Origin of the sequence: Phenylobacterium sp. J367 (assembly GCF_024699985.1) — a bacterium.
Classification (GTDB): domain Bacteria; phylum Pseudomonadota; class Alphaproteobacteria; order Caulobacterales; family Caulobacteraceae; genus Phenylobacterium.
In genome coordinates, this window is record NZ_JAJONA010000001.1 from 2,732,837 (window position 1) to 2,748,937 (window position 16,101).

General features: G+C 69.7%; 22 protein-coding genes and 2 pseudogenes. 12 read left to right on the plus strand and 12 right to left on the minus strand.

What is annotated here, in order from left to right; all coding sequences use genetic code 11:
- Window positions 1–176: 176 nt before the first annotated feature.
- Together LRS04_RS14620 and LRS04_RS14625 are read right to left on the minus strand one after the other, a co-directional pair.
- Entirely contained in the window at window positions 177–881 is a 705-nt protein-coding gene (locus tag LRS04_RS14620) for a TorF family putative porin (RefSeq protein WP_257816982.1), read from the minus strand.
- A 353-nt stretch (window positions 882–1,234) separates the two neighbouring features.
- A complete protein-coding gene (locus tag LRS04_RS14625) occupies window positions 1,235–2,074 on the minus strand; it encodes an SDR family NAD(P)-dependent oxidoreductase (RefSeq protein ID WP_257816983.1) in 840 nt (279 codons plus the stop codon).
- A gap of 787 nt (window positions 2,075–2,861) precedes the next feature.
- Here LRS04_RS14625 and queF point away from each other — a divergent pair.
- The gene (queF, locus tag LRS04_RS14630) at window positions 2,862–3,317 is read left to right on the plus strand and encodes a preQ(1) synthase (RefSeq protein WP_257816984.1); all 456 of its coding nucleotides are present in this window, start codon (window positions 2,862–2,864) and stop codon (window positions 3,315–3,317) included.
- Window positions 3,318–3,446: 129 nt separating this feature from the next.
- On the opposite strand, the gene LRS04_RS14635 is transcribed toward queF, so the two are convergent.
- Window positions 3,447–4,058 carry a nitroreductase gene (locus tag LRS04_RS14635; protein WP_257816985.1) on the minus strand — a complete coding sequence of 204 codons (612 nt, stop codon included), beginning with the start codon at window positions 4,056–4,058 and terminating at the stop codon, window positions 3,447–3,449.
- Between the two features lie 78 nt (window positions 4,059–4,136).
- Between LRS04_RS14635 and LRS04_RS14640 the strand changes: the two genes are divergently transcribed.
- The 6 genes and pseudogenes from LRS04_RS14640 (at window position 4,137) to LRS04_RS14660 (ending at window position 6,951) form a co-directional block, all read left to right on the plus strand.
- Window positions 4,137–4,754 carry an NUDIX hydrolase gene (locus tag LRS04_RS14640; RefSeq protein WP_257816986.1) on the plus strand — a complete coding sequence of 206 codons (618 nt, stop codon included), beginning with the start codon at window positions 4,137–4,139 and terminating at the stop codon, window positions 4,752–4,754.
- A gap of 33 nt (window positions 4,755–4,787) precedes the next feature.
- Window positions 4,788–5,618 (plus strand): serine O-acetyltransferase, encoded by an 831-nt coding sequence (gene cysE, locus LRS04_RS14645; protein ID WP_257816987.1) that lies wholly within the window; start codon window positions 4,788–4,790, stop codon window positions 5,616–5,618.
- A 71-nt stretch (window positions 5,619–5,689) separates the two neighbouring features.
- Window positions 5,690–5,896: a DUF3126 family protein gene (locus LRS04_RS14650; RefSeq protein WP_257816988.1), complete on the plus strand. Its 207-nt coding sequence runs from the start codon at window positions 5,690–5,692 to the stop codon at window positions 5,894–5,896.
- A gap of 74 nt (window positions 5,897–5,970) precedes the next feature.
- Window positions 5,971–6,099, plus strand: a pseudogene (locus LRS04_RS28005) (hypothetical protein); the annotation flags it as partial.
- Window positions 6,100–6,115: 16 nt separating this feature from the next.
- Window positions 6,116–6,340: a hypothetical protein gene (locus LRS04_RS14655; RefSeq protein ID WP_257816989.1), complete on the plus strand. Its 225-nt coding sequence runs from the start codon at window positions 6,116–6,118 to the stop codon at window positions 6,338–6,340.
- Window positions 6,340–6,951, plus strand: a complete 612-nt coding sequence (locus LRS04_RS14660) for a zeta toxin family protein (RefSeq protein WP_257816990.1) — start codon at window positions 6,340–6,342, stop codon at window positions 6,949–6,951. Before LRS04_RS14655 ends, LRS04_RS14660 begins: the two co-directional genes overlap by 1 nt.
- Before the next feature lie 18 nt (window positions 6,952–6,969).
- On the opposite strand, the gene LRS04_RS14665 is transcribed toward LRS04_RS14660, so the two are convergent.
- The 4 genes and pseudogenes from LRS04_RS14665 to LRS04_RS14675 all read right to left on the minus strand — a co-directional run bounded on the left by LRS04_RS14665 (window position 6,970) and on the right by LRS04_RS14675 (window position 8,820).
- A complete protein-coding gene (locus tag LRS04_RS14665) occupies window positions 6,970–7,212 on the minus strand; it encodes a hypothetical protein (protein WP_257816991.1) in 243 nt (80 codons plus the stop codon).
- Between the two features lie 54 nt (window positions 7,213–7,266).
- Window positions 7,267–7,518 carry a hypothetical protein gene (locus LRS04_RS14670; protein ID WP_257816992.1) on the minus strand — a complete coding sequence of 84 codons (252 nt, stop codon included), beginning with the start codon at window positions 7,516–7,518 and terminating at the stop codon, window positions 7,267–7,269.
- Between the two features lie 304 nt (window positions 7,519–7,822).
- A pseudogene (locus LRS04_RS28010) lies at window positions 7,823–8,143 on the minus strand (SOS response-associated peptidase family protein); the annotation flags it as partial.
- Between the two features lie 32 nt (window positions 8,144–8,175).
- Complete coding sequence (locus LRS04_RS14675; RefSeq protein ID WP_257816993.1) at window positions 8,176–8,820, minus strand: peptidase S24; 645 nt, start codon at window positions 8,818–8,820, stop codon at window positions 8,176–8,178.
- Window positions 8,821–9,130: 310 nt separating this feature from the next.
- Between LRS04_RS14675 and LRS04_RS14680 the strand changes: the two genes are divergently transcribed.
- A complete protein-coding gene (locus LRS04_RS14680) occupies window positions 9,131–9,925 on the plus strand; it encodes a hypothetical protein (RefSeq protein ID WP_257816994.1) in 795 nt (264 codons plus the stop codon).
- A 4-nt stretch (window positions 9,926–9,929) separates the two neighbouring features.
- Here the strand turns inward: LRS04_RS14680 and LRS04_RS14685 are convergent, their stop codons facing one another.
- On the minus strand, window positions 9,930–10,811 hold the full coding sequence (locus LRS04_RS14685) for an aldo/keto reductase (protein WP_257816995.1): 882 nt from the start codon (window positions 10,809–10,811) through the stop codon (window positions 9,930–9,932).
- 246 nt (window positions 10,812–11,057) lie between these two features.
- Here LRS04_RS14685 and LRS04_RS14690 point away from each other — a divergent pair, with 246 nt between their 5' ends.
- Entirely contained in the window at window positions 11,058–11,555 is a 498-nt protein-coding gene (locus tag LRS04_RS14690; protein ID WP_257816996.1) for a transglutaminase-like cysteine peptidase, read from the plus strand.
- On the opposite strand, the gene LRS04_RS14695 is transcribed toward LRS04_RS14690, so the two are convergent.
- Complete coding sequence (locus tag LRS04_RS14695; RefSeq protein ID WP_257816997.1) at window positions 11,552–12,499, minus strand: sensor histidine kinase; 948 nt, start codon at window positions 12,497–12,499, stop codon at window positions 11,552–11,554. The two genes, LRS04_RS14690 and LRS04_RS14695, sit on opposite strands and share 4 nt — an antisense overlap.
- A 96-nt stretch (window positions 12,500–12,595) precedes the next feature.
- Window positions 12,596–13,186, minus strand: coding sequence for a sigma-70 family RNA polymerase sigma factor (locus tag LRS04_RS14700; protein WP_257816998.1), 591 nt, complete (start codon window positions 13,184–13,186; stop codon window positions 12,596–12,598).
- Window positions 13,187–13,523: 337 nt separating this feature from the next.
- On the opposite strand from LRS04_RS14700, the gene LRS04_RS14705 reads away from it, so the two are divergent.
- Both LRS04_RS14705 and LRS04_RS14710 read left to right on the plus strand, forming a co-directional pair.
- The gene (locus LRS04_RS14705; RefSeq protein WP_257816999.1) at window positions 13,524–13,877 is read left to right on the plus strand and encodes a hypothetical protein; all 354 of its coding nucleotides are present in this window, start codon (window positions 13,524–13,526) and stop codon (window positions 13,875–13,877) included.
- 237 nt (window positions 13,878–14,114) lie between these two features.
- Window positions 14,115–14,528, plus strand: coding sequence for a response regulator (locus LRS04_RS14710; protein ID WP_257817000.1), 414 nt, complete (start codon window positions 14,115–14,117; stop codon window positions 14,526–14,528).
- 747 nt (window positions 14,529–15,275) lie between these two features.
- On the opposite strand, the gene LRS04_RS14715 is transcribed toward LRS04_RS14710, so the two are convergent.
- Both LRS04_RS14715 and LRS04_RS14720 read right to left on the minus strand, forming a co-directional pair.
- Window positions 15,276–15,452: a hypothetical protein gene (locus LRS04_RS14715; RefSeq protein WP_257817001.1), complete on the minus strand. Its 177-nt coding sequence runs from the start codon at window positions 15,450–15,452 to the stop codon at window positions 15,276–15,278.
- 48 nt (window positions 15,453–15,500) lie between these two features.
- On the minus strand, window positions 15,501–15,656 hold the full coding sequence (locus LRS04_RS14720) for a hypothetical protein (RefSeq protein WP_257817002.1): 156 nt from the start codon (window positions 15,654–15,656) through the stop codon (window positions 15,501–15,503).
- A 143-nt stretch (window positions 15,657–15,799) separates the two neighbouring features.
- Here LRS04_RS14720 and LRS04_RS14725 point away from each other — a divergent pair, with 143 nt between their 5' ends.
- A complete protein-coding gene (locus LRS04_RS14725; RefSeq protein WP_257817003.1) occupies window positions 15,800–16,006 on the plus strand; it encodes a hypothetical protein in 207 nt (68 codons plus the stop codon).
- The last annotated feature ends 95 nt before the right edge of the window (window positions 16,007–16,101 follow it).

Sequence of the window (16,101 nt, forward strand, 5' to 3'; positions counted from 1 at the left end):
GGCGCCACCATAGCCTACACGGGTCGTCAGCCAAACCCGCGAAAGCTGCGCCTAATCCGGGGGATGGCCCGGATTGAGGCGCGGGCCGGAAGCGAGGCGCCGCGTGGCCCGGCGCACACGAAAAGGCCGCCGCGGAGCCCCGTGGCGGCCTTGGTACGCTCGAGGGCGGACCGGCCCTAGAAGGCGGCCTTCACCCCGATCACCACGCGGCTGTCGCCGAGCTTGCCGAGCGCGTCGTGCTCGTCGGTGTCCCAGTAGCGCAGGTCGAGGCTGATGTTGTCGGTCAGGCCGAGACCGAGACCCAGGTTCCAGGTCGTGTAGTCGACGCCGACGTCCACCGACTGGTAGCCGAGCGCGCCGGAGACGGTGAACTTGCTCTCGCCCAGCGGCAGGGCGCCGTTCACCTCGACATAGGTGGCGTCGCCGGTCTCGCCGAAGAACTCGGGCGAATAGTAGAGGGCCGCGCCGATGGTGGCCGGGCCGGCGGCGGTGGAGGCCGCGAGCTTGCCTTCCCAGTAGTCCTGGTCCGGGCCGGGCGGGCTGTCGACATAGCCGTAGTAGATCAGGCCGATGTCGAAGGTCACCGCGCCCACCGTCGGCTTGATGCCGCCGTAGATGTCGAACTCCAGGTCGGTGCCGTTGTTGAACTCGACGTTGGAAGCCCAGACGCCCGCGTAGCCGATCGAACCGATCGTCGCGTCGACGCCGCCGAAGATCTGCGGGTCCTCGTCGGTCTGGCTGATGCCGCGGAAGACGTAGTCGGAGGCGGCGCCCACGTTGAAGCTGAGCGAGATCGGGCCCGCGTCTTCCTGGGCTTGAGCGGTTCCGGCGAGCGCCAGCGCGCCGACCGCGCCCAGCAGCGCGAGTTTCAGAGCTTTCATCATCTATCCCCTTGGTCTCCGGCGCCGTCGAGGGCTGCCTGCGCGGCCATCGTCGTGGCCGCGGCGCGGAGTTCAACGGAGAGGGGAAGGCGCCGCCGGATCGGGCGCGCCCTGACGCCTGAGCGAGCTTAACCACGCAATGGCGCCCGATTTTTGTGCACTTCCATCCCTCCCCTTCATGGGGAGGGTCGACTCGCCAAAGGCGAGCGGGGTGGGGAAGTCACGTCCAAGCTCAGAGTCAGAACTCTAGCCCCACACCGCCCCACCCTGGCCGCTCACGCGGCCTGTCCCTCCCCATCAAGGGAGGGAGGAACGCAGCCCGCCCCTCCCCATCAAGGGCGGGACGAAGCGCCCTACCGCGCCACCCGCGCCGCATACCCCAGATGCATCCCCGCATCCGCCAGCAGCGTCTCCCCCGTCACGTGCCGCGACGCCCGCCCCCCTAAGAACACCGTCGCCTCGGCGATGTCGTCCGGCGTGGAGGCGGCCCGCAAAGGCGTCGAGGCCGCCGCATTGGCCCGCACCTTCTCCGCCCCGGCCTCGCCCAGGCCCTTGCCGAACCAGGGCGTGTCGATGAACCCGGGGCAGATGGCGTTCACCCGGATCGCCGGCGCCAGCGCGCGCGCCAGCGACTGGGTCATGGTGATCATCGCCCCCTTCGACGCCGCATAGGGGATCGACGAGCCGATCCCCGTCACGCCGGCGATCGACGCCGTATTCACCACCGCCGCGGCCAGCCCGCCCCGCGCCGCGACGCCGGCCTCGGCCTCCATCAGGCTCCGGCACGCCCGCACCATCTGGAACGCGCCCACCACATTCACCGCATAGAGCCGCTGGAAGTCGTCCGCCGACACCGCGTCCAGGTCGCCGTGCGCCGCGAAGGTGGTCGTCCCGGCGTTGTTGAACAGCACGTCCACCCGCCCGAACGCCTCCCCCGCCGCCGCGGCGATCTTCCGGCAGTCGTCGTCGCGGGCCACGTCGCCCTGCACCAGCACCGCCCGACACCCGCCGGCGTGCACGCCCGCCGCCTCCACCAGCCGCGCGGTCTCCTCGGCCTCCGCCGCGCTACGGGCATAGTTCACCACCACGCCCGCCGCCCCGCGCTCCGCCACCGCCACCGCGATCGCCCGCCCGAGCCCCGTCGACGCCCCGGTCACCAGCACCACGAACCCGTCGAAATCCCTGCCCGCCACGACGCGTCTCCCTTGGTTGTCTGGGCCGAGGTCTAGCGTGGGGGACGCGGAGGGGGAAGGTTGGGGGAATGCGAAACGCTGCAGCGTCCTCTTCGTGCATCCCGGATCCCGAACAGTTCGGGCGTGCACGGAGAACCTCGACAACTCCCGCGCGATTTTTTAGACCGAGGCGGCGATCGGCAACGGCCGAGGTGGGGGAGGATACGTATGGCGAGCTCAGAAGGGCCTACGCCAGGTCAATACGACGGGCATCGCCGTCTGAAAGAGGAGGTGATCCGGCGGTGGCGGGCTCCGAGCAAGGACCCAACTTATCTCCTATTTTTCATAACGAGCCTTATCCTGCTTTCTGGGGCTGGGTTCTGGCTCGAGCTCATGAAGATGATCTTTGGCCTCGGAACTTTTGAGGAATCTACCTCGGCGCTTCGTTCAGCGATCGCGACATACTACCCCGCGATACTTGGCGGGGCGGCCATGCAGCTAGCAATCTCCGAAACGCTGCGAAGTCTCAGGGCGCTAGGTCAGCTGCTGGCATGGGTGTTCGGCAGCCTCGCGCTAGTTCTCGTGTTCGCCGTGAACCTCGCCGACGGCTGGGCGATTTTATTCGGAATTGTGGGCAGCGTCGCTGCGCTTTGGTTTTGGTGGATCGTTAATGCCGATGATCGAGCCCTCCGAGACGATCCCCCCGCCCCCCGAAGCTGCAACGGGTGGTGTGGAGGGGACGTTTACCTTCGTGCTTGAACTAGGGCCCACCTAGCCCGACCGCGCCCCACACGCTATCTCCCGGCCCATGGAAGAGACCCATCTGAGCCAGCTCGGCCGGCAGGTGCCGGGGTTTGCGAGCCCCGAGGCGGCGGTGCTGGAGCGCGTGCCGAACCCGCACCTCGACACGACCTACCTCGTGCGCTTCACGGCGCCGGAGTTCACCTCGCTCTGTCCGGTGACCGGCCAGCCGGACTTCGCCCACCTGGTCATCGACTATGCGCCGAAGGCCTGGCTGGTGGAGAGTAAGTCGCTGAAGCTCTACCTGGCCTCGTTCCGCAACCACGGGGCGTTCCACGAGGACTGCACGGTGGCGATCGGCAAGCGGCTCGTGGCCGAGCTCGATCCCGAGTGGCTGAGGATCGGCGGCTACTGGTATCCGCGCGGCGGGATCCCCATCGACGTCTTCTGGCAGACCGGGGCTGCGCCCGCCGGCCTGTGGCTGCCGGACCAGGGCGTGGCGCCCTACCGGGGCCGCGGTTAAGGCCCGCTCAGGGTTTCCAAAGCGGACGGGCGCGCCTATACTCCTCGACGCCCAAACTCTCCTCGGGCGTGTCACTTCAGGCCGGGCAGCGTCGCGCGCTGTCCGGCCGTCGTGCTTCCGGGCCCGGGTTCAGGCTTCCCAGCGCGTGGTCAGCGCCGCCACGTCCGGCCGCTCGCGCTCCAGCGGCGGCTCCGAGGGCGTGCCCATCAGCATGAAGCCGGCGACGCGCTCGCCGCCCGAGAGGCCGAGGATCGCGGTCGCCTCGGTGTCGTAGGAATACCAGTCGGTGATCCAGTTGCAGCCGTAGCCCAGCGCCAGGGCGGCGTTCAGCAGGTTGGTGCAGACCGCGCCGGCCGAGAGCAGCTGCTCCCACTCCGGGATGTTCGAGCCGCGGATCGAGGAGACCACCGCGACGGCCAGGGGCGGGGCCTTCAGCTTGCCGAGCTTGGCCGCCGCCGGGTTGTCGCCCCGCGAAAGGGCGAGCGATTCCAGGCGCCTGGCGAATTCCGCCTTGGCCTGGCCCTCCAGGATCACGAAGCGCCAGGGGGCCAGCTTGCCGTGGTCCGGCGCGCGGGCCGCGACCCTGAGGATGGTCGCCAGGTCGTCGGCGTCCGGGGCGGGTTCGGCGAGCGTCACCGCCGAGGTGGAGCGCCGGAGCGCCAGGAAGTCGAGGACCTCGGGGACGGTGCGCAGCGGCAGGGCTTGCCCGAACTCGGGCGCGGCAGGCAGGCGGTGGGGCAAGGGGGCTCCGGTCTTGAGCGCGGGGACGTGCGCCTGTTTATGGGGGCTGGCGCCGCAACCGCAAGGCCAGTTGAGAACATGTCGCAAAAACCCGACTGGCTGCGGCCGCACGGCCGGCCCTGGAGCCACAAGGGCCCCGGCCGGCTGATCTACGACAACCCCTGGATCACGGTGACTGAATACGACGCCGAGGCCCCGACCGGCCGCCCGGCCCTCTACGGCCTGGTGCACATGAAGAACCTGGCCATGGCCGTCCTGCCGGTCCACGACGACGGGACCATCGTCCTCGTCGGCCAGAACCGCTTCGCCCTCGCCGACTACAGCTGGGAGATCCCCGAGGGCGGCGGCAAGCTCGGGGTCGATCCCCTGGTGAGCGCCCGGCGCGAGCTCTCCGAGGAGACCGGCCTGCAGGCCGAGCACTGGCAGGAGGTGCTGCGGGCCCAGCTCTCCAACTCCATCACCGACGAGCGGGCCGTGGGCTTCCTGGCCTGGGGCCTGTCGCCCTGTCCCGAGGGCCACCAGGCCGACGAGACCGAGGAGATCGTCATGGCCCGGGTCCCGTTCCGCGAGGCGCTGGACGCCGCGGTGGCCGGGCATTTGCCGGATGTGCTGACCCTGGCGATGCTGCTTCGCGCCTACCATATGGCTCGCGAGGGAGCCTTGCCGGGCCAGATGGCCCGAGCCATGCTAGGCTAGGGGAGACCGGCAGATGGGTCGGGAGGACGCGCTTTGAGCCAACGCCTTGAAGTCATCGACCCGGCAGCCCCGCCGCCGGTCTGGGCCGCCCTGCGCAACGAGGCCTATGCGGCCTCGAAGACGGAGGCGGCGCTCGCCAGCCTGCTGGCGGCCGTGGTGCTGAACCACAAGAACCTGGGCGACGCGCTCTCCTACCAGTTGGCCCGGAAGCTGGGCGACCAGGAGCTGCGCGCCATGAGCCTCCGCGACATCGCGGAGGAGGCTTACGAGAGCCAGCCCGAGCTCGTGGCCATCGCCGAGGCGGACCTGCAGGCGGTGTTCGAGCGCGACCCGGCCTGCAAGGGCTATGTCCAGCCGTTCCTGTTCTTCAAGGGCTTCCAGGCGCTGCAGACGCAGCGCGTGGCCCACTGGCTGTGGCAGCAGGGCCGCGAGACGCTCGCCCTCTATCTGCAGAGCCGCTCCAGCGAGATCTTCCAGGTCGACATCCATCCGGCCACGGTCATCGGCCGCGGCGTGTTCATCGACCACGGCACCGGCATCGTCATCGGCGAGACGGCGGTGATCGGCGACGACGTTTCCATGCTGCAGGGCGTGACGCTCGGCGGCACGGGCGCCGAGCGCGGCGATCGCCACCCGAAGATCGGCAAGGGCGTGCTGCTGGGCGCGGGCGCCAAGGTGCTCGGCAACATCACGGTCGGCGACTACGCCAAGGTGGCCTCGGGCTCGGTGGTGCTGAAGCCTGTGCCCGCCCACTGTACGGCCGCCGGGGTCCCGGCGCGCCTGGTGAACTGCCCGACCTGCGAGGAACCGGCGCGCAGCATGGATCACACGCTCGCCGAGGCTGTGTACGACTACGTGATCTGAGGTTTCCGTCTCGCGCCCGAGCGGGTAGGTTCGCGCCGAACCCGTGACCGATTGAATTCTGGAGCTTTGGCGTGGACGAGAAGGCTATCCGCAAGATCGAAGGCCACCTGCGGGGGACCTTCGCCAATGCGCGCATCAAGCTCGTGCCGCGCCCGAAGCAGAAGGACTCCGCCGAGGTGTATGTCGGCGAGGAGTTCGTAGGCGTGGTCTTCCAGGACGAGGACGAGGACGGCTCGTACATGTTCGAGATGGCCATCCTTGCCGAGGACCTGCCGTAAGGCGCTCCACCAGGGCAAAACTTGAAATTCCGATCGATTGGTGGCATTTTGCCACCAGCGAAGGAGTTTGCCCCATGGCGCCCCGCCACGCATCGGTGAAGCTTTCGGCCGACTTCCTGGATCAGGCCCGTCGGGAAGCGGAAGTGTTCAACCGTTCCCTGGGCGCCCAGGTGGAGCATTGGGCCCGCCTCGGCCGCATGTTCGAGGCGACCCCCTGGGGTGGGCATCGACCGCGTCCGCCAGGCGCTCGAGGGGAAGCTGAAATACGAGGACCTGAGCGAAGCCGAGCGCGTCTCGTTTCAGCTACAGTTCGGCCAGATATTCTCGCCGGACGTCGAGGCGGCCTATGCGGCGCTCGGGATGCAGGAAGGCGCGGTGGGGTCCGACGAGAATGGCCGGCTCGTACGGCGTGAGGCCGGCGGGCGCCTCGTACCCATCGAGTGATGGCCGGGAGACCGGTCCTCCACATCCTGGCCGGGCCGAACGGCGCTGGAAAGTCGACGCTCTACAGTCTCGTCCTTCGCCATGCGCTGGCCGGCGAGTTCGTCAATGCCGACCTGCTGGCCTTCCAGGCGCTTGGCCACCACGCCCTTACGCTCGAAGAGGCTCAACTCGGCCAGCGTCTCGCCAACGAACGCCGCGACGCCCTGATTGCGGAGGGCCAGAGCCTCGTGACCGAGTCGACCTTCTCGCACAGCTCGAAGCTGGACCTGCTCCGGCGGGCCAAGGCGCTGGGGTATGAGGTCGACGTCTATCATGTGAACGTGGCCACGGTTGATCAGGCGCTTGGACGTGTCGCCTCGCGGACGGAGCTGGGCGGCCATCCGGTGCCGGAGGACAAGCTCCGCGGTCGCTACGAGCGTAACCCCGCCCTGATCCGTGAGGCCGTGCTCCTGGCCGATGTCGGGCACGTCTTCGACAACAGCCGGATCGGCGTGAGACCCCGGCTGCTCATCACCTTCATCGCCGGTCGCCCGGGGTTGGTCGCCCCGGACCTGCCCGGCTGGGCGCGCGAACTCTATGGGACGGACCTGGGGCCCCGGGCGGTCGGCTAGTGCGGGGCGGCCTCGCTGCTAGCGGGCGGGACCGGCGTCGTGCTCTCCACAGGGCCGGAGCCGTCGACGGGGGAGGCTGGCGGCGGTGGCGGCCTGCTGGGCCTGCGCCTGGAGCTGGGCGTCGGGCACTTCGCTCGCGGGCGCCTCGGTGGTGACCGTGGCGGTCGCCGTCCCGGTGTCGGCCTCGGCCTTGCGCTCCTGGCTGCAGGCGGAGAGCCCCAAGGCGGCGATGGCGGTCAGGGCGATAAGCGGCGTCTTCATGCGGATGTCCTCCCTCATGGGAGCATCAACCGGAGGCGGCGGGGCGGGTTCCCCCTAGGGCGTCGTGACAGTCGCAATCGGCGCCGGTTCGCCAAGGTCGGACGGCGCGCGCGGCGCGTGGCCGAAGTAGGGATCCTCGAGAACGCCGGCGCCGGCCCGCAGGTAGCCGTTGCCGAAGCAGTCGGGGGTTGGCTTGCGCTGGCAGGTCTCGAAGAGCTGGCGCTCCATCGCCCAATGGACGTCGGAACAGCCGGCGAGCGTGAGGCCGACGGCGAGCGCGGCGAAGACCGGCAGGATCGGACGCATCGGGCGACTCCTTCCGGGGGACGCTAGCGCCAAAAGCTTGAGCCCGTTCTAATCGCCCCGGCCGGCCGCTCAGCGGACCTGGGTGACCTTGAGGCTGCCGGCGGGCAGGGGGCCGAGCGGAGGCTGAGCCTCCGCCGGTCCGAGCCAGTCGGCCCAGTGCCTGCGGTGCAGGATGACGATCTGGCGGTCGTGGTAGGGGGGCGATATCAGGACCGGGCTTGCAGGTCAGCATGGTGAAGCGGTCCTCCCGAACGAGGCCGGCGATGCAGAAGAGCTCCAGGCCGTCCGCGCGCTCGAATAACCACTTCGACTTGGGCCGCGTGTTCCCGGTGAATTCGTAGAAGCCATCGGCCGGGATCAGGCAACGTCCCGTGGGGAAACGGCGGCCCTCAGAGCGGAAGTTGATCACCGGCGGCCGGCCCGGCTGGGCGAAGCCCCAGCGGAGCTGCCTCAGCTCGACGCCTTCGGGGGAGCCCATGAGGATGGCGGCAGGATCGGTCGGCCTGATCGAGTCGCGCGGTTCGAGGTTCGGCGCACCGCCGAGCCAGTGCAGGTTCAGCTTCAGCTCGCTGAACGCCTGGGCGATGCGGTCGAGGGACTGCCGGAAGCGGAACTCGTTACACATCGTATCTTATGTACAGCTCTCTTATAGGCGGCCTACGCCGCGCCCCGGATGATGCGCCGCGCCTGGTAGGGCGGGATGATCGCCGTGATGTGGGCGGCCCAGCGGATCCGGGCGTCCTGTCGCGTGGGCCCGGCGACGCTCTCCAGGTCGAACAGGTCGGGGGCGGAACCGCGAAGCAGGCGCTTCACCAGGACCTCATCGGTGTCGATCTCGACCACCACCACGTGGCCCAGCATGTCGGGCGTGGGCGGGGTGCGCTGGTCTTCGAAATAGATCAGGGCGCCGTCGTCGGCGACGCCGCGCATGGAGTGGCCGACGACGAGGAGCGCCCGGGCGTTCTCGGTGCCGCCCGGCGGAATCGGCGCCAGATCCGTAGGGTCCTGGCCCGTTGCGAACAGGACCGTGCCCTCGGGGTTGGCGCCCACGCGGCCGATGATCGGGACGAAGCCCGGTTCGGCGGTGGGGCGCATGGGGCCGGCGGCGTCGTAGAGCCAGTCGGGGCGCACCCCCAGGGCGGCCGCATAGTCCTTGGCGCGCCGATAGGAGAAGGGGGCGTTGCCGTTCTCGTTGGACGCATAGGTGTTGCGGTTCCAGCCGAAGGCCTCGGCCGCGGCGGCGGCGGTCTCGAAGCCCCGGGCGATGCGGGCCTCACGCAGTCTCTGGGCGCGGTCGTCCATGAACAGGCCTGTGGCGGAACGTCGCTGTAGATAACCTACAAATTCCGCTGGCGCAAATGCTGTAGGAAATGTACAGTCTTCGTATGACCACGGCTCCATCGCACCCCTCCACCTTCACCAGCTACGCTGCGCTTCGTTGCGGCGGCGCGCCGCCAGCTTTCGTTCAACGGCAGCTTGGGCTCGACCCTGAAGCAAGCCTACGTCTGGAACGGACGTTCCTCGGCCGACGGCCCAGGTTCGCCCGCCACGACCAGCACGTCGCCGAAGTGCTCGCGGCGGGCGGTTTCGCGGCCCTGGCGGGGGGGCGGCGATGAGCCCCGCTCAGGACGCCGCTGCGGTCGTGGCGGGCGCGCTGGCGAAGCGCCGGCCCAAGGAACGGGCGAAATTCCTCCGGGAACTGCTGGCCCACACCGCCGCCGGCCTGGTCGTGATCGAGGGCGACCGGGCGGCGGGGGGAGGCGGTCTATCGCCTGGCCGACGCCGTCGTCGCCCGCGGCGCGCCCTGATCCGACACCCTGACGAGAGAGTGAGCATGGGACGACCGTTCGATCCTGCGCGCGAGACCCGCGCGCGGCTGCAGGTTCTGGAAGCCCGCGAGAGGGCGCGGACAGAGGCCCGCGCCGTGGCGGAGGGCGTGGCCGAGACCGTGGGCCTGTCGCAGGCCCGCGGTGCGGCCTTCACGAAGGATGCGCAGAGCAAGGCGCGCGCGACGCCCTACCGCCGGCAGGCGGGACTGGCCTGGCTGCTGCGCAAGGGACGCATCACACCACGGCAGGCCAAGGCCGGAGAACTCTATGGCGAGGCCTTCCGGCGAGCGGCGGCGACGCCACACATCGGCTCGACCCTGGAGGTGCAGCCCGGCCCCGGCCTGAAGGCCGGCCCGCCGTTGGCGGTGCTCGTGCGGATGGCGCGCGGGCGCCGGGAGGCGGAAGCCACACTAGGCGGCTACCGACGCCGGCTGTTCGAGCAGTCGGACCTCGTCGCGGCCTGCGACCTGGTCTGCGGGCAGGAACTGACGCCTCGCGAGGCTGCGGGGTGCGACCGCGACGCCGCCCGGATGGAGGCAGTGCTTAAGGTCGCGCTCGACATCCTGGCTGCCAGATGAGCGCTCAGGGCTCCTCGGTGTCGATCGCCGCCTGCAGCGCGGCGGGGTAGCGATGGCCGGCCACCGTCTGCTCGTTGATCACAGCGTCGACCTTCTCCACCAGGCCGGGCGGCAGGACCACCTGCTCGCCGGCGGCGTTCTCGCGCATGTGGTCCGGGTTGGCGGTGCCGGGGATCGGCACGAGCGTGTCGTCCTTGGCGAGCAGCCAGGCGAGGCAGAGCTGGGCCGGCGTGCAGCCGGCCTCGCGGGCCAGGGCCTCGAACTGGGCGAGGAGGCCCAGGTTGTGCCGGAAGTTCTCGCCCTGGAAGCGGGGCATGGCCACCCGGAGATCGCCCTGAACGAGGTTCGAGACGTCGCGGACGCCGCCGGCCAGGAAGCCGCGGGCGACCGGCGAGAAGGCCACGAAGGTCGTCCCCAGCTCGCGGCAGGCCTCCAGGACAGCGATCTCGGGGTTGCGGGTCCAGGGCGAGTACTCGGTCTGGAGCGCGGTGACGGGGTGGACGGCGTGGGCCCGGCGCAGCGTGACGGCCGAGACTTCGGAGAGGCCGATCGTGCGGATCTTGCCCTCGGCGACGAGGTCGGCAAGCGCGCCGACGCTGTCCTCGATAGGCACGTTCCTGTCCAAGCGGTGGAGGTAGTAGAGATCGATCACGTCGGTCTGCAGGCGGCGCAGGCTCACTTCGCAGAGCGCCTTGATGGTCTCCGGCCGCCCGTCGATGCCGCGCTGCGTTCCGGTGGCGTCGGTGAGGCCGCACTTGGAGGCGAGCACGAACTCGCGCCGATGGGGCTTCAGGACCTCGCCGACCAGGGTCTCGTTGTGGCCCAGGCCATAGACCGCGGCGGTGTCGAAGAAAGTGTAACCCGCGTCCAACGCGCCCTTCAGCACCGCCTCGGCGGTCTCGCGCGGCGGGGGGCGTACCGTAGGCGTGCGACAGGCTCATGCAGCCCAGGCCGATGGCGGAGACTTCGAACGGGCCCAGGCGGCGCTTGTGCATCGGGATTCTCCTGCGGATCGGAACGGCGAGAAACCCCGTCGCTGCAGGGTGGTCAAGGCATGTGACGCCCGTCACCCCGGACGGGACGGGCAGGGCGTAGCTCTCCGGACAGTGAAGCTCCCGAGGGGGGACGTCCGATGCTCCGCCAGATGATCGCCGCGATCGCCGCCATGACCGTGCTGACCGCCGCGGGGGCGGCCGGCGCCAACAGCGATGTCCTCAAGTTCGGAGCCCGCGAGAGCGGCCTGCTGCAGATGGTCAACGAGTCGGTGAACGACAGCCATGCGCCGGGGACCCGGCTGTCCAGCGATCCGGACGGGATGTGGGACGCTGGCAACTATGCGGCCGCCAAGTACCGCACCTTGCGCGACGAGTTCGGCTGGTCGCCTTACCGGCTGGCCATCGGGCTGGTGGACCTGCCGGACGGCCAGCGTCACATCGTGCTGCTGGTGAAGGGCTTCGACGGCCTGGACTGGGGCGTGCTGGACTATGTGACCGACGAGATCGTGCCGCTCCGGGCGCGGCAGAAAGCCCGGTGGCGGGTGAGGTTCGCCGACTTCGAGCCGGCGGCCTCGCCGGCCGCGGCCTGGGTGATGACCGCGCGCACGACGCCGGCGCCGCTGCTGCTGCGCTAGCCGCGGGACTCCAGCGGGGCTTCGATCACGCAGAGCGCGCCTTCGGCCGGGAAGGTCAGATCGACCGAGCCGGCCAATTCGCGGACAAGACCCTGCCGGAGCAGGCGCGAGCCGAAGCCCTCGCGGTCCGGCGGCGTGACGGGCGGCCCGCCCTCCTCGCGCCAGACGACCCGCAGCCGCTCGCCCTCGACCGACCAGTCGACGTTCACGCGGCCGGCGCCGACGGACCAAGCGCCATATTTGGCAGCGTTGGTCGCCAGTTCGTGGAAAGCCATGGCGAAGGCCAGGGCCTGGCCGGGGCTCAGGCGCACGGACGGGCCGGAGACCGCCAGGCGGTCCCCCGGATGGAGCGGCGCCAGGACCTTGTGGACCATCTCGGCGAGGTCGGCCTTGTCCCAGCTCTGGCGGGTGAGCACGTCGTGGGCGCGGGACAGCGCCAGCAGCCGCCCCTCGAAGCTCTCCTGGAACTGGGCGATGCCCGTGGCGCGCCGGGCGGTCTGGCCGGCGATCGACTGGACGGACGCCAGGGTGTTCTTGACCCGGTGGTTGAGCTCGTTGACCAGCAGGCGCTGGCGCTCCTCGGCGGCGCGGCGCTCGGTGATGTCGGTCAGGGAGACGGCGATGCCTTCGCCCGGCATGGGGGCGATCCGCAGCTCGACGGTGCGGCCGGGCCGGAGGCCGGAGGGCGCCTGGAAGGTGGAGACCTGGCCGTCGTCCATGGCGAGCCGGCAGTAGTGCTCGTAGGGCTGGCCGAGGCCCTGCGGGAAAAGATCCCAGAGATTTCGGCCGATGACGTCATTGCGGTCGAGGCCGAAGTAGGCCTCGGCGGCGCGGTTGAACATGGTGATCCGCCAGCCGCGGTCGACGGCGTAGAAGCCATCGCTCACCGCTTCCAGGACGGCTTCCAGGCGGGTGACCGCCGCACGCTCACTGTCGGACCTCAAATCCGCGTCGAATCCCATAGGCCGAGCGTCCCCCGGCGCACCCTCGACCGGCGGGCCCGCCAGCGCAAGGGCGCCGGCGCAGTCCGTCGGGCTCGATCAGGCCGCGCTGCGTCCGCGGCGCAGACGGTCGAAGTCGTCGACGATGGCGGCGAGCGGGGCGGGGGCGCTCGGCTGGGGCGCGGTCCGCCCCTCGAAGAGGATGGCGGTGAGTTCGTCGCGGGCCCGGCGGACGCGGCTCTTGACGGTGCCGACGGGGCAGCCGGCGATGTTGGCGACCTCCTCATAGGAGAGGCCGCCGGCGCCGACGAGGATCAGGGCCTCGCGCTGAAAGTCGGGCAGCATGGCGAGTGCGCGGCGGACGTCCTCGAGCTCGCAGGTCATGGCCGGGTCGTCGGGGGCGACGAGGGTGCGTTCCATCGCCTCGGCGTCATATTCTCCGCGCCAGCGCAGGCGCCGCTGGCCGGAATAGAAGCGGTTGCGCAGGATGGTGGAGAGCCAGGCGCGCAGATTGGTGCCGGGCTGGAACTGGTGGCGGCAGGTCAGCGCCTTGACGAGCGTCTCCTGGGCCAGGTCCTCCGCCTGGTCGGCGTCATGGCAGAGGGTGCGGGCGAAGGCGCGCAGGAACGGCGTCGTCTCAAGGAGCGCCGCCTCGAAGTCGTCACGGACTCTGTGCGTATTCTGGCTCATCTGGCCCCCCCTTTCGCGAAAGGGAACGCGAACGGCAGAGCTTGGTTCCCGAAGTTCGATGTTCGCAGTTTGTTCTTGACGGCGGCGCGCGTTTCTGCGAGAAACATTTCAGCGTTGAGCAGTGCGCCCGGGTTGGCGCCTCGCCGCTGTCGCCCCTTATGCTTCTGTCGGAGCGCTTCCCAAGGATGAGCGCGTTCTTTCGCGGTGCACGCGGAGGGCTGGGTGGGTTTGCGAACCCAGTTCGGCGAGAAACTCCCGACGGGTCGTCGCGAACAGGGTAGGGGGAAGGGGAACCGAGGGAACTGGACCATGTCCGCCTACACCATCGTCACGACCAGTGCGACGCAAGGGGAGCGACCAAGCCGAGGTCAACACCCTCTCCGACGAATTCGAGAACGAGAGCGAGGCCCTGGGCTATTCGCGGCGGATGGCCGAGGAGATGCTCGGCCTGGCGGATCAGCTTTCCCTCGACTTCGACTACAGCCACGTGGCGCTCTACGAGGGCGAGCTCTTCGACGAGGACCTTGATCCGCTGCACGAGGCTTTCGTCGGGATGTGGCTGCTGGACGACGCCGGCGCGGCGTTCACGCGTGCGCAGGAGTTCCGCGAGAACGCGACCGTGGAGCCGGCCCCTGCAGCCGGCGAGCCGATTCCTGGCTCCGTCGCCGACATCACGGATGGCGACCGCTAGACGGCTGTTCGGCAGGGCGGGCCTTGAGCGTCCCCGCCTGAAGCCCTGTTCGTCCGCAGCCTCGGCTCGGTGGCTGCTCTCACCGCGCCAAGCGCGTCCCGCGGCCAGGGTCACGAGGGTCTCTGTCCCCGGCTGCGCGCGGCGGTGGAGGCACGAAGGCGCCTTTTCCAGGAACCCGCAGCCGGGTTCCGCGTTTCGCGCCTCACGGGACTTAGCATTTGAGAGGCTCGGGGGGCTTTGCCGCATATCCTATTGGTCGAGGACCTGACGTCGGAACGGGAGATGATCTCGGCGGCGCTCGAACAGCGCGGCGCGCAGGTCACAGCGGTGGCCGACGACGAGCAAGCCTACACCGCCCTGCGTGAAGCGGCCTCACGGACCTTCGACGCGCTGGTCACCGACATCAACCTCGGCCACGGCACCACCGGCTTCGACGTCGCGCGGGCCGCCCGGGCGATCCAGCCGGGCCTGGCCGTGATCTACATGACCGCCTTCGAGATGGAGACGGCGGCGCACGCCGTCGAGGACAGCCTGACGCTTCGCAAGCCGCTCAAGGTCAGCGATCTTGCCGAGCACATCCTCGGCCACCTCGATGCCGAAACCCTGGCCAGGGGCTGGGACGGCGGGTCGCAGCAGGCGTCCGCCGGCTAGGCCAGACGGCCAAGTGTCGGGAATCCGACAATAAACTCCGCCCACGGATAAGCTCCGCGTTAATGCCTTTGCGTTACGCAAACCCCTCGTGTTGGGGGGAAGTACGTAACCGTGTCGACTGTTCTTCTGGTGGCCGGAATCGGCCTGCCCATCGTCCTGACCATGATCGCCCTGGGCTTCATCCTCGCGCGTCCGAAGGCCCCGCCGCCTCCTGAGGAGTGACGCCGCCGGACGCAAGGCTTCACGTCGCGTCGCGAAGACGGCGGCGGCTTTCCTCGAATAGATAGCGCGCGGTCGCTGCAAGATCCTCCGGCAGGGGCGCGGAACCGCCACAGGCGGGGCAGACGAGCGCGGACTGATCCTCAAGGGTCGAGAGGGCCGCCTCGATGGGCGAGCCGCAGGCGCGACAGCAGACCTCGACCAACCACTCGGACACCATCCGCCCCCTCAACCTTGTCGTGTTCAGGCGCAACCTGGCCGAGTGCCGATGAAGAAGCGGTGAAGGGACCGGCGAAAGGCACGGGGAATGGCGGCGGCGGCGAAGGAAAAAAGCCCCGGCCAGGGGCCGGGGGCTCTCACTAAGACCTGTGCGGGCAGACTGTCGGGGGGCTCGTCTAACGCCGCGGCGACCAGGTAAGCAGCACTCGATGGCGACCGAATGCACCCGATCAACGGCGAAGGCTGGGTCGAGGTTCCGACGTTTCGAAAATCATCAGGCGTGCAGGGTCCGCCGGCGGCCGGACCGGCTCAGGCGTCCGGGGAATCGGCCGGCTCGTCCCGCGTGAGGCCAGCGGCGCGGAGCTGGGAGCGGTGCTCGGACATCCGCTGCTTCACGGCGTCGAGCTGACGGCGCAGATCGACCAGCGCCGCCTCGCCGTCGTCAGCCGACGGCGGAATCTGGGTGTTGGAAAGGGCGCCGGACATCAAGACACACAACGGCGAGGAACGGCCTCAGGTTTCCGACAGGCGTGATCAATTCCGCCGTTCGTCAGCGGCCGCACGCTCGGCAGCGCGGCGCAGCTCCGCGGCGCGGGCCAGCAGGGCTTCCTTGTCTTTCCGATAGCTAACGAGGCGAGCCATGCGCTCGACCTCCTCGGCCTCGGCCTGAAGTTCCTGGGCAGTTTTCATTGATCACTTTGGGTTTCGCCGCTCTGTCAAAGGCGGCCCGGGGCGCGGCGGTTCCGCCCGGCGGCGGTCCCTGAGCAAACAAGCCGCGACCGTGGCCGCGGCGCCGCTTGATCGCGAGGACCGCCTTCGGAAATATGAGGTTCGTGAAGAAGGCGTCCGAATACCGGCAACACGCCCAGGAATGCCGCAACCTGGCCGCGGCCATGGACGTGCCCGAGCAGCGCGAGCAACTGCTGGAAATGGCCCAACACTGGGAGACGCTGGCGGCCGACCGCGCGGCGCTTGTGGCGAAGCACCCAGAGCTGGCTCTCAAGGGCGAGCGCGAGGAAGAGGCTCGCCACCGCCGTTGAACGGGCGGCCCTCGCCGCCCTGATACCCCCAAACCCCAGGAGGACCGACGCCGGAAACGGCGGCGGCGATGACGCATGGCGCGAAGGAAGAGGAA

Bases quoted from the DNA above. Each gene is read 5' to 3' on its own strand.
- LRS04_RS14670 (WP_257816992.1), bottom strand. From the start codon at position 7,518: ATGCGTCCGATCCTGCCGGTCTTCGCCGCGCTCGCCGTCGGCCTCACG.
- LRS04_RS14660 (WP_257816990.1), top strand. From the start codon at position 6,340: ATGGCCGGGAGACCGGTCCTCCACATCCTGGCCGGGCCGAACGGCGCT.
- LRS04_RS14715 (WP_257817001.1), bottom strand. From the start codon at position 15,452: ATGTCCGGCGCCCTTTCCAACACCCAGATTCCGCCGTCGGCTGACGAC.
- LRS04_RS14665 (WP_257816991.1), bottom strand. From the start codon at position 7,212: ATGAAGACGCCGCTTATCGCCCTGACCGCCATCGCCGCCTTGGGGCTC.
- LRS04_RS14690 (WP_257816996.1), top strand. From the start codon at position 11,058: ATGCTCCGCCAGATGATCGCCGCGATCGCCGCCATGACCGTGCTGACC.
- LRS04_RS14680 (WP_257816994.1), top strand. From the start codon at position 9,131: ATGAGCCCCGCTCAGGACGCCGCTGCGGTCGTGGCGGGCGCGCTGGCG.
- LRS04_RS14675 (WP_257816993.1), bottom strand. From the start codon at position 8,820: ATGGACGACCGCGCCCAGAGACTGCGTGAGGCCCGCATCGCCCGGGGC.
- LRS04_RS14620 (WP_257816982.1), bottom strand. From the start codon at position 881: ATGAAAGCTCTGAAACTCGCGCTGCTGGGCGCGGTCGGCGCGCTGGCG.
- LRS04_RS14700 (WP_257816998.1), bottom strand. From the start codon at position 13,186: ATGAGCCAGAATACGCACAGAGTCCGTGACGACTTCGAGGCGGCGCTC.
- LRS04_RS14640 (WP_257816986.1), top strand. From the start codon at position 4,137: ATGTCGCAAAAACCCGACTGGCTGCGGCCGCACGGCCGGCCCTGGAGC.
- LRS04_RS14720 (WP_257817002.1), bottom strand. From the start codon at position 15,656: ATGAAAACTGCCCAGGAACTTCAGGCCGAGGCCGAGGAGGTCGAGCGC.
- queF (WP_257816984.1), top strand. From the start codon at position 2,862: ATGGAAGAGACCCATCTGAGCCAGCTCGGCCGGCAGGTGCCGGGGTTT.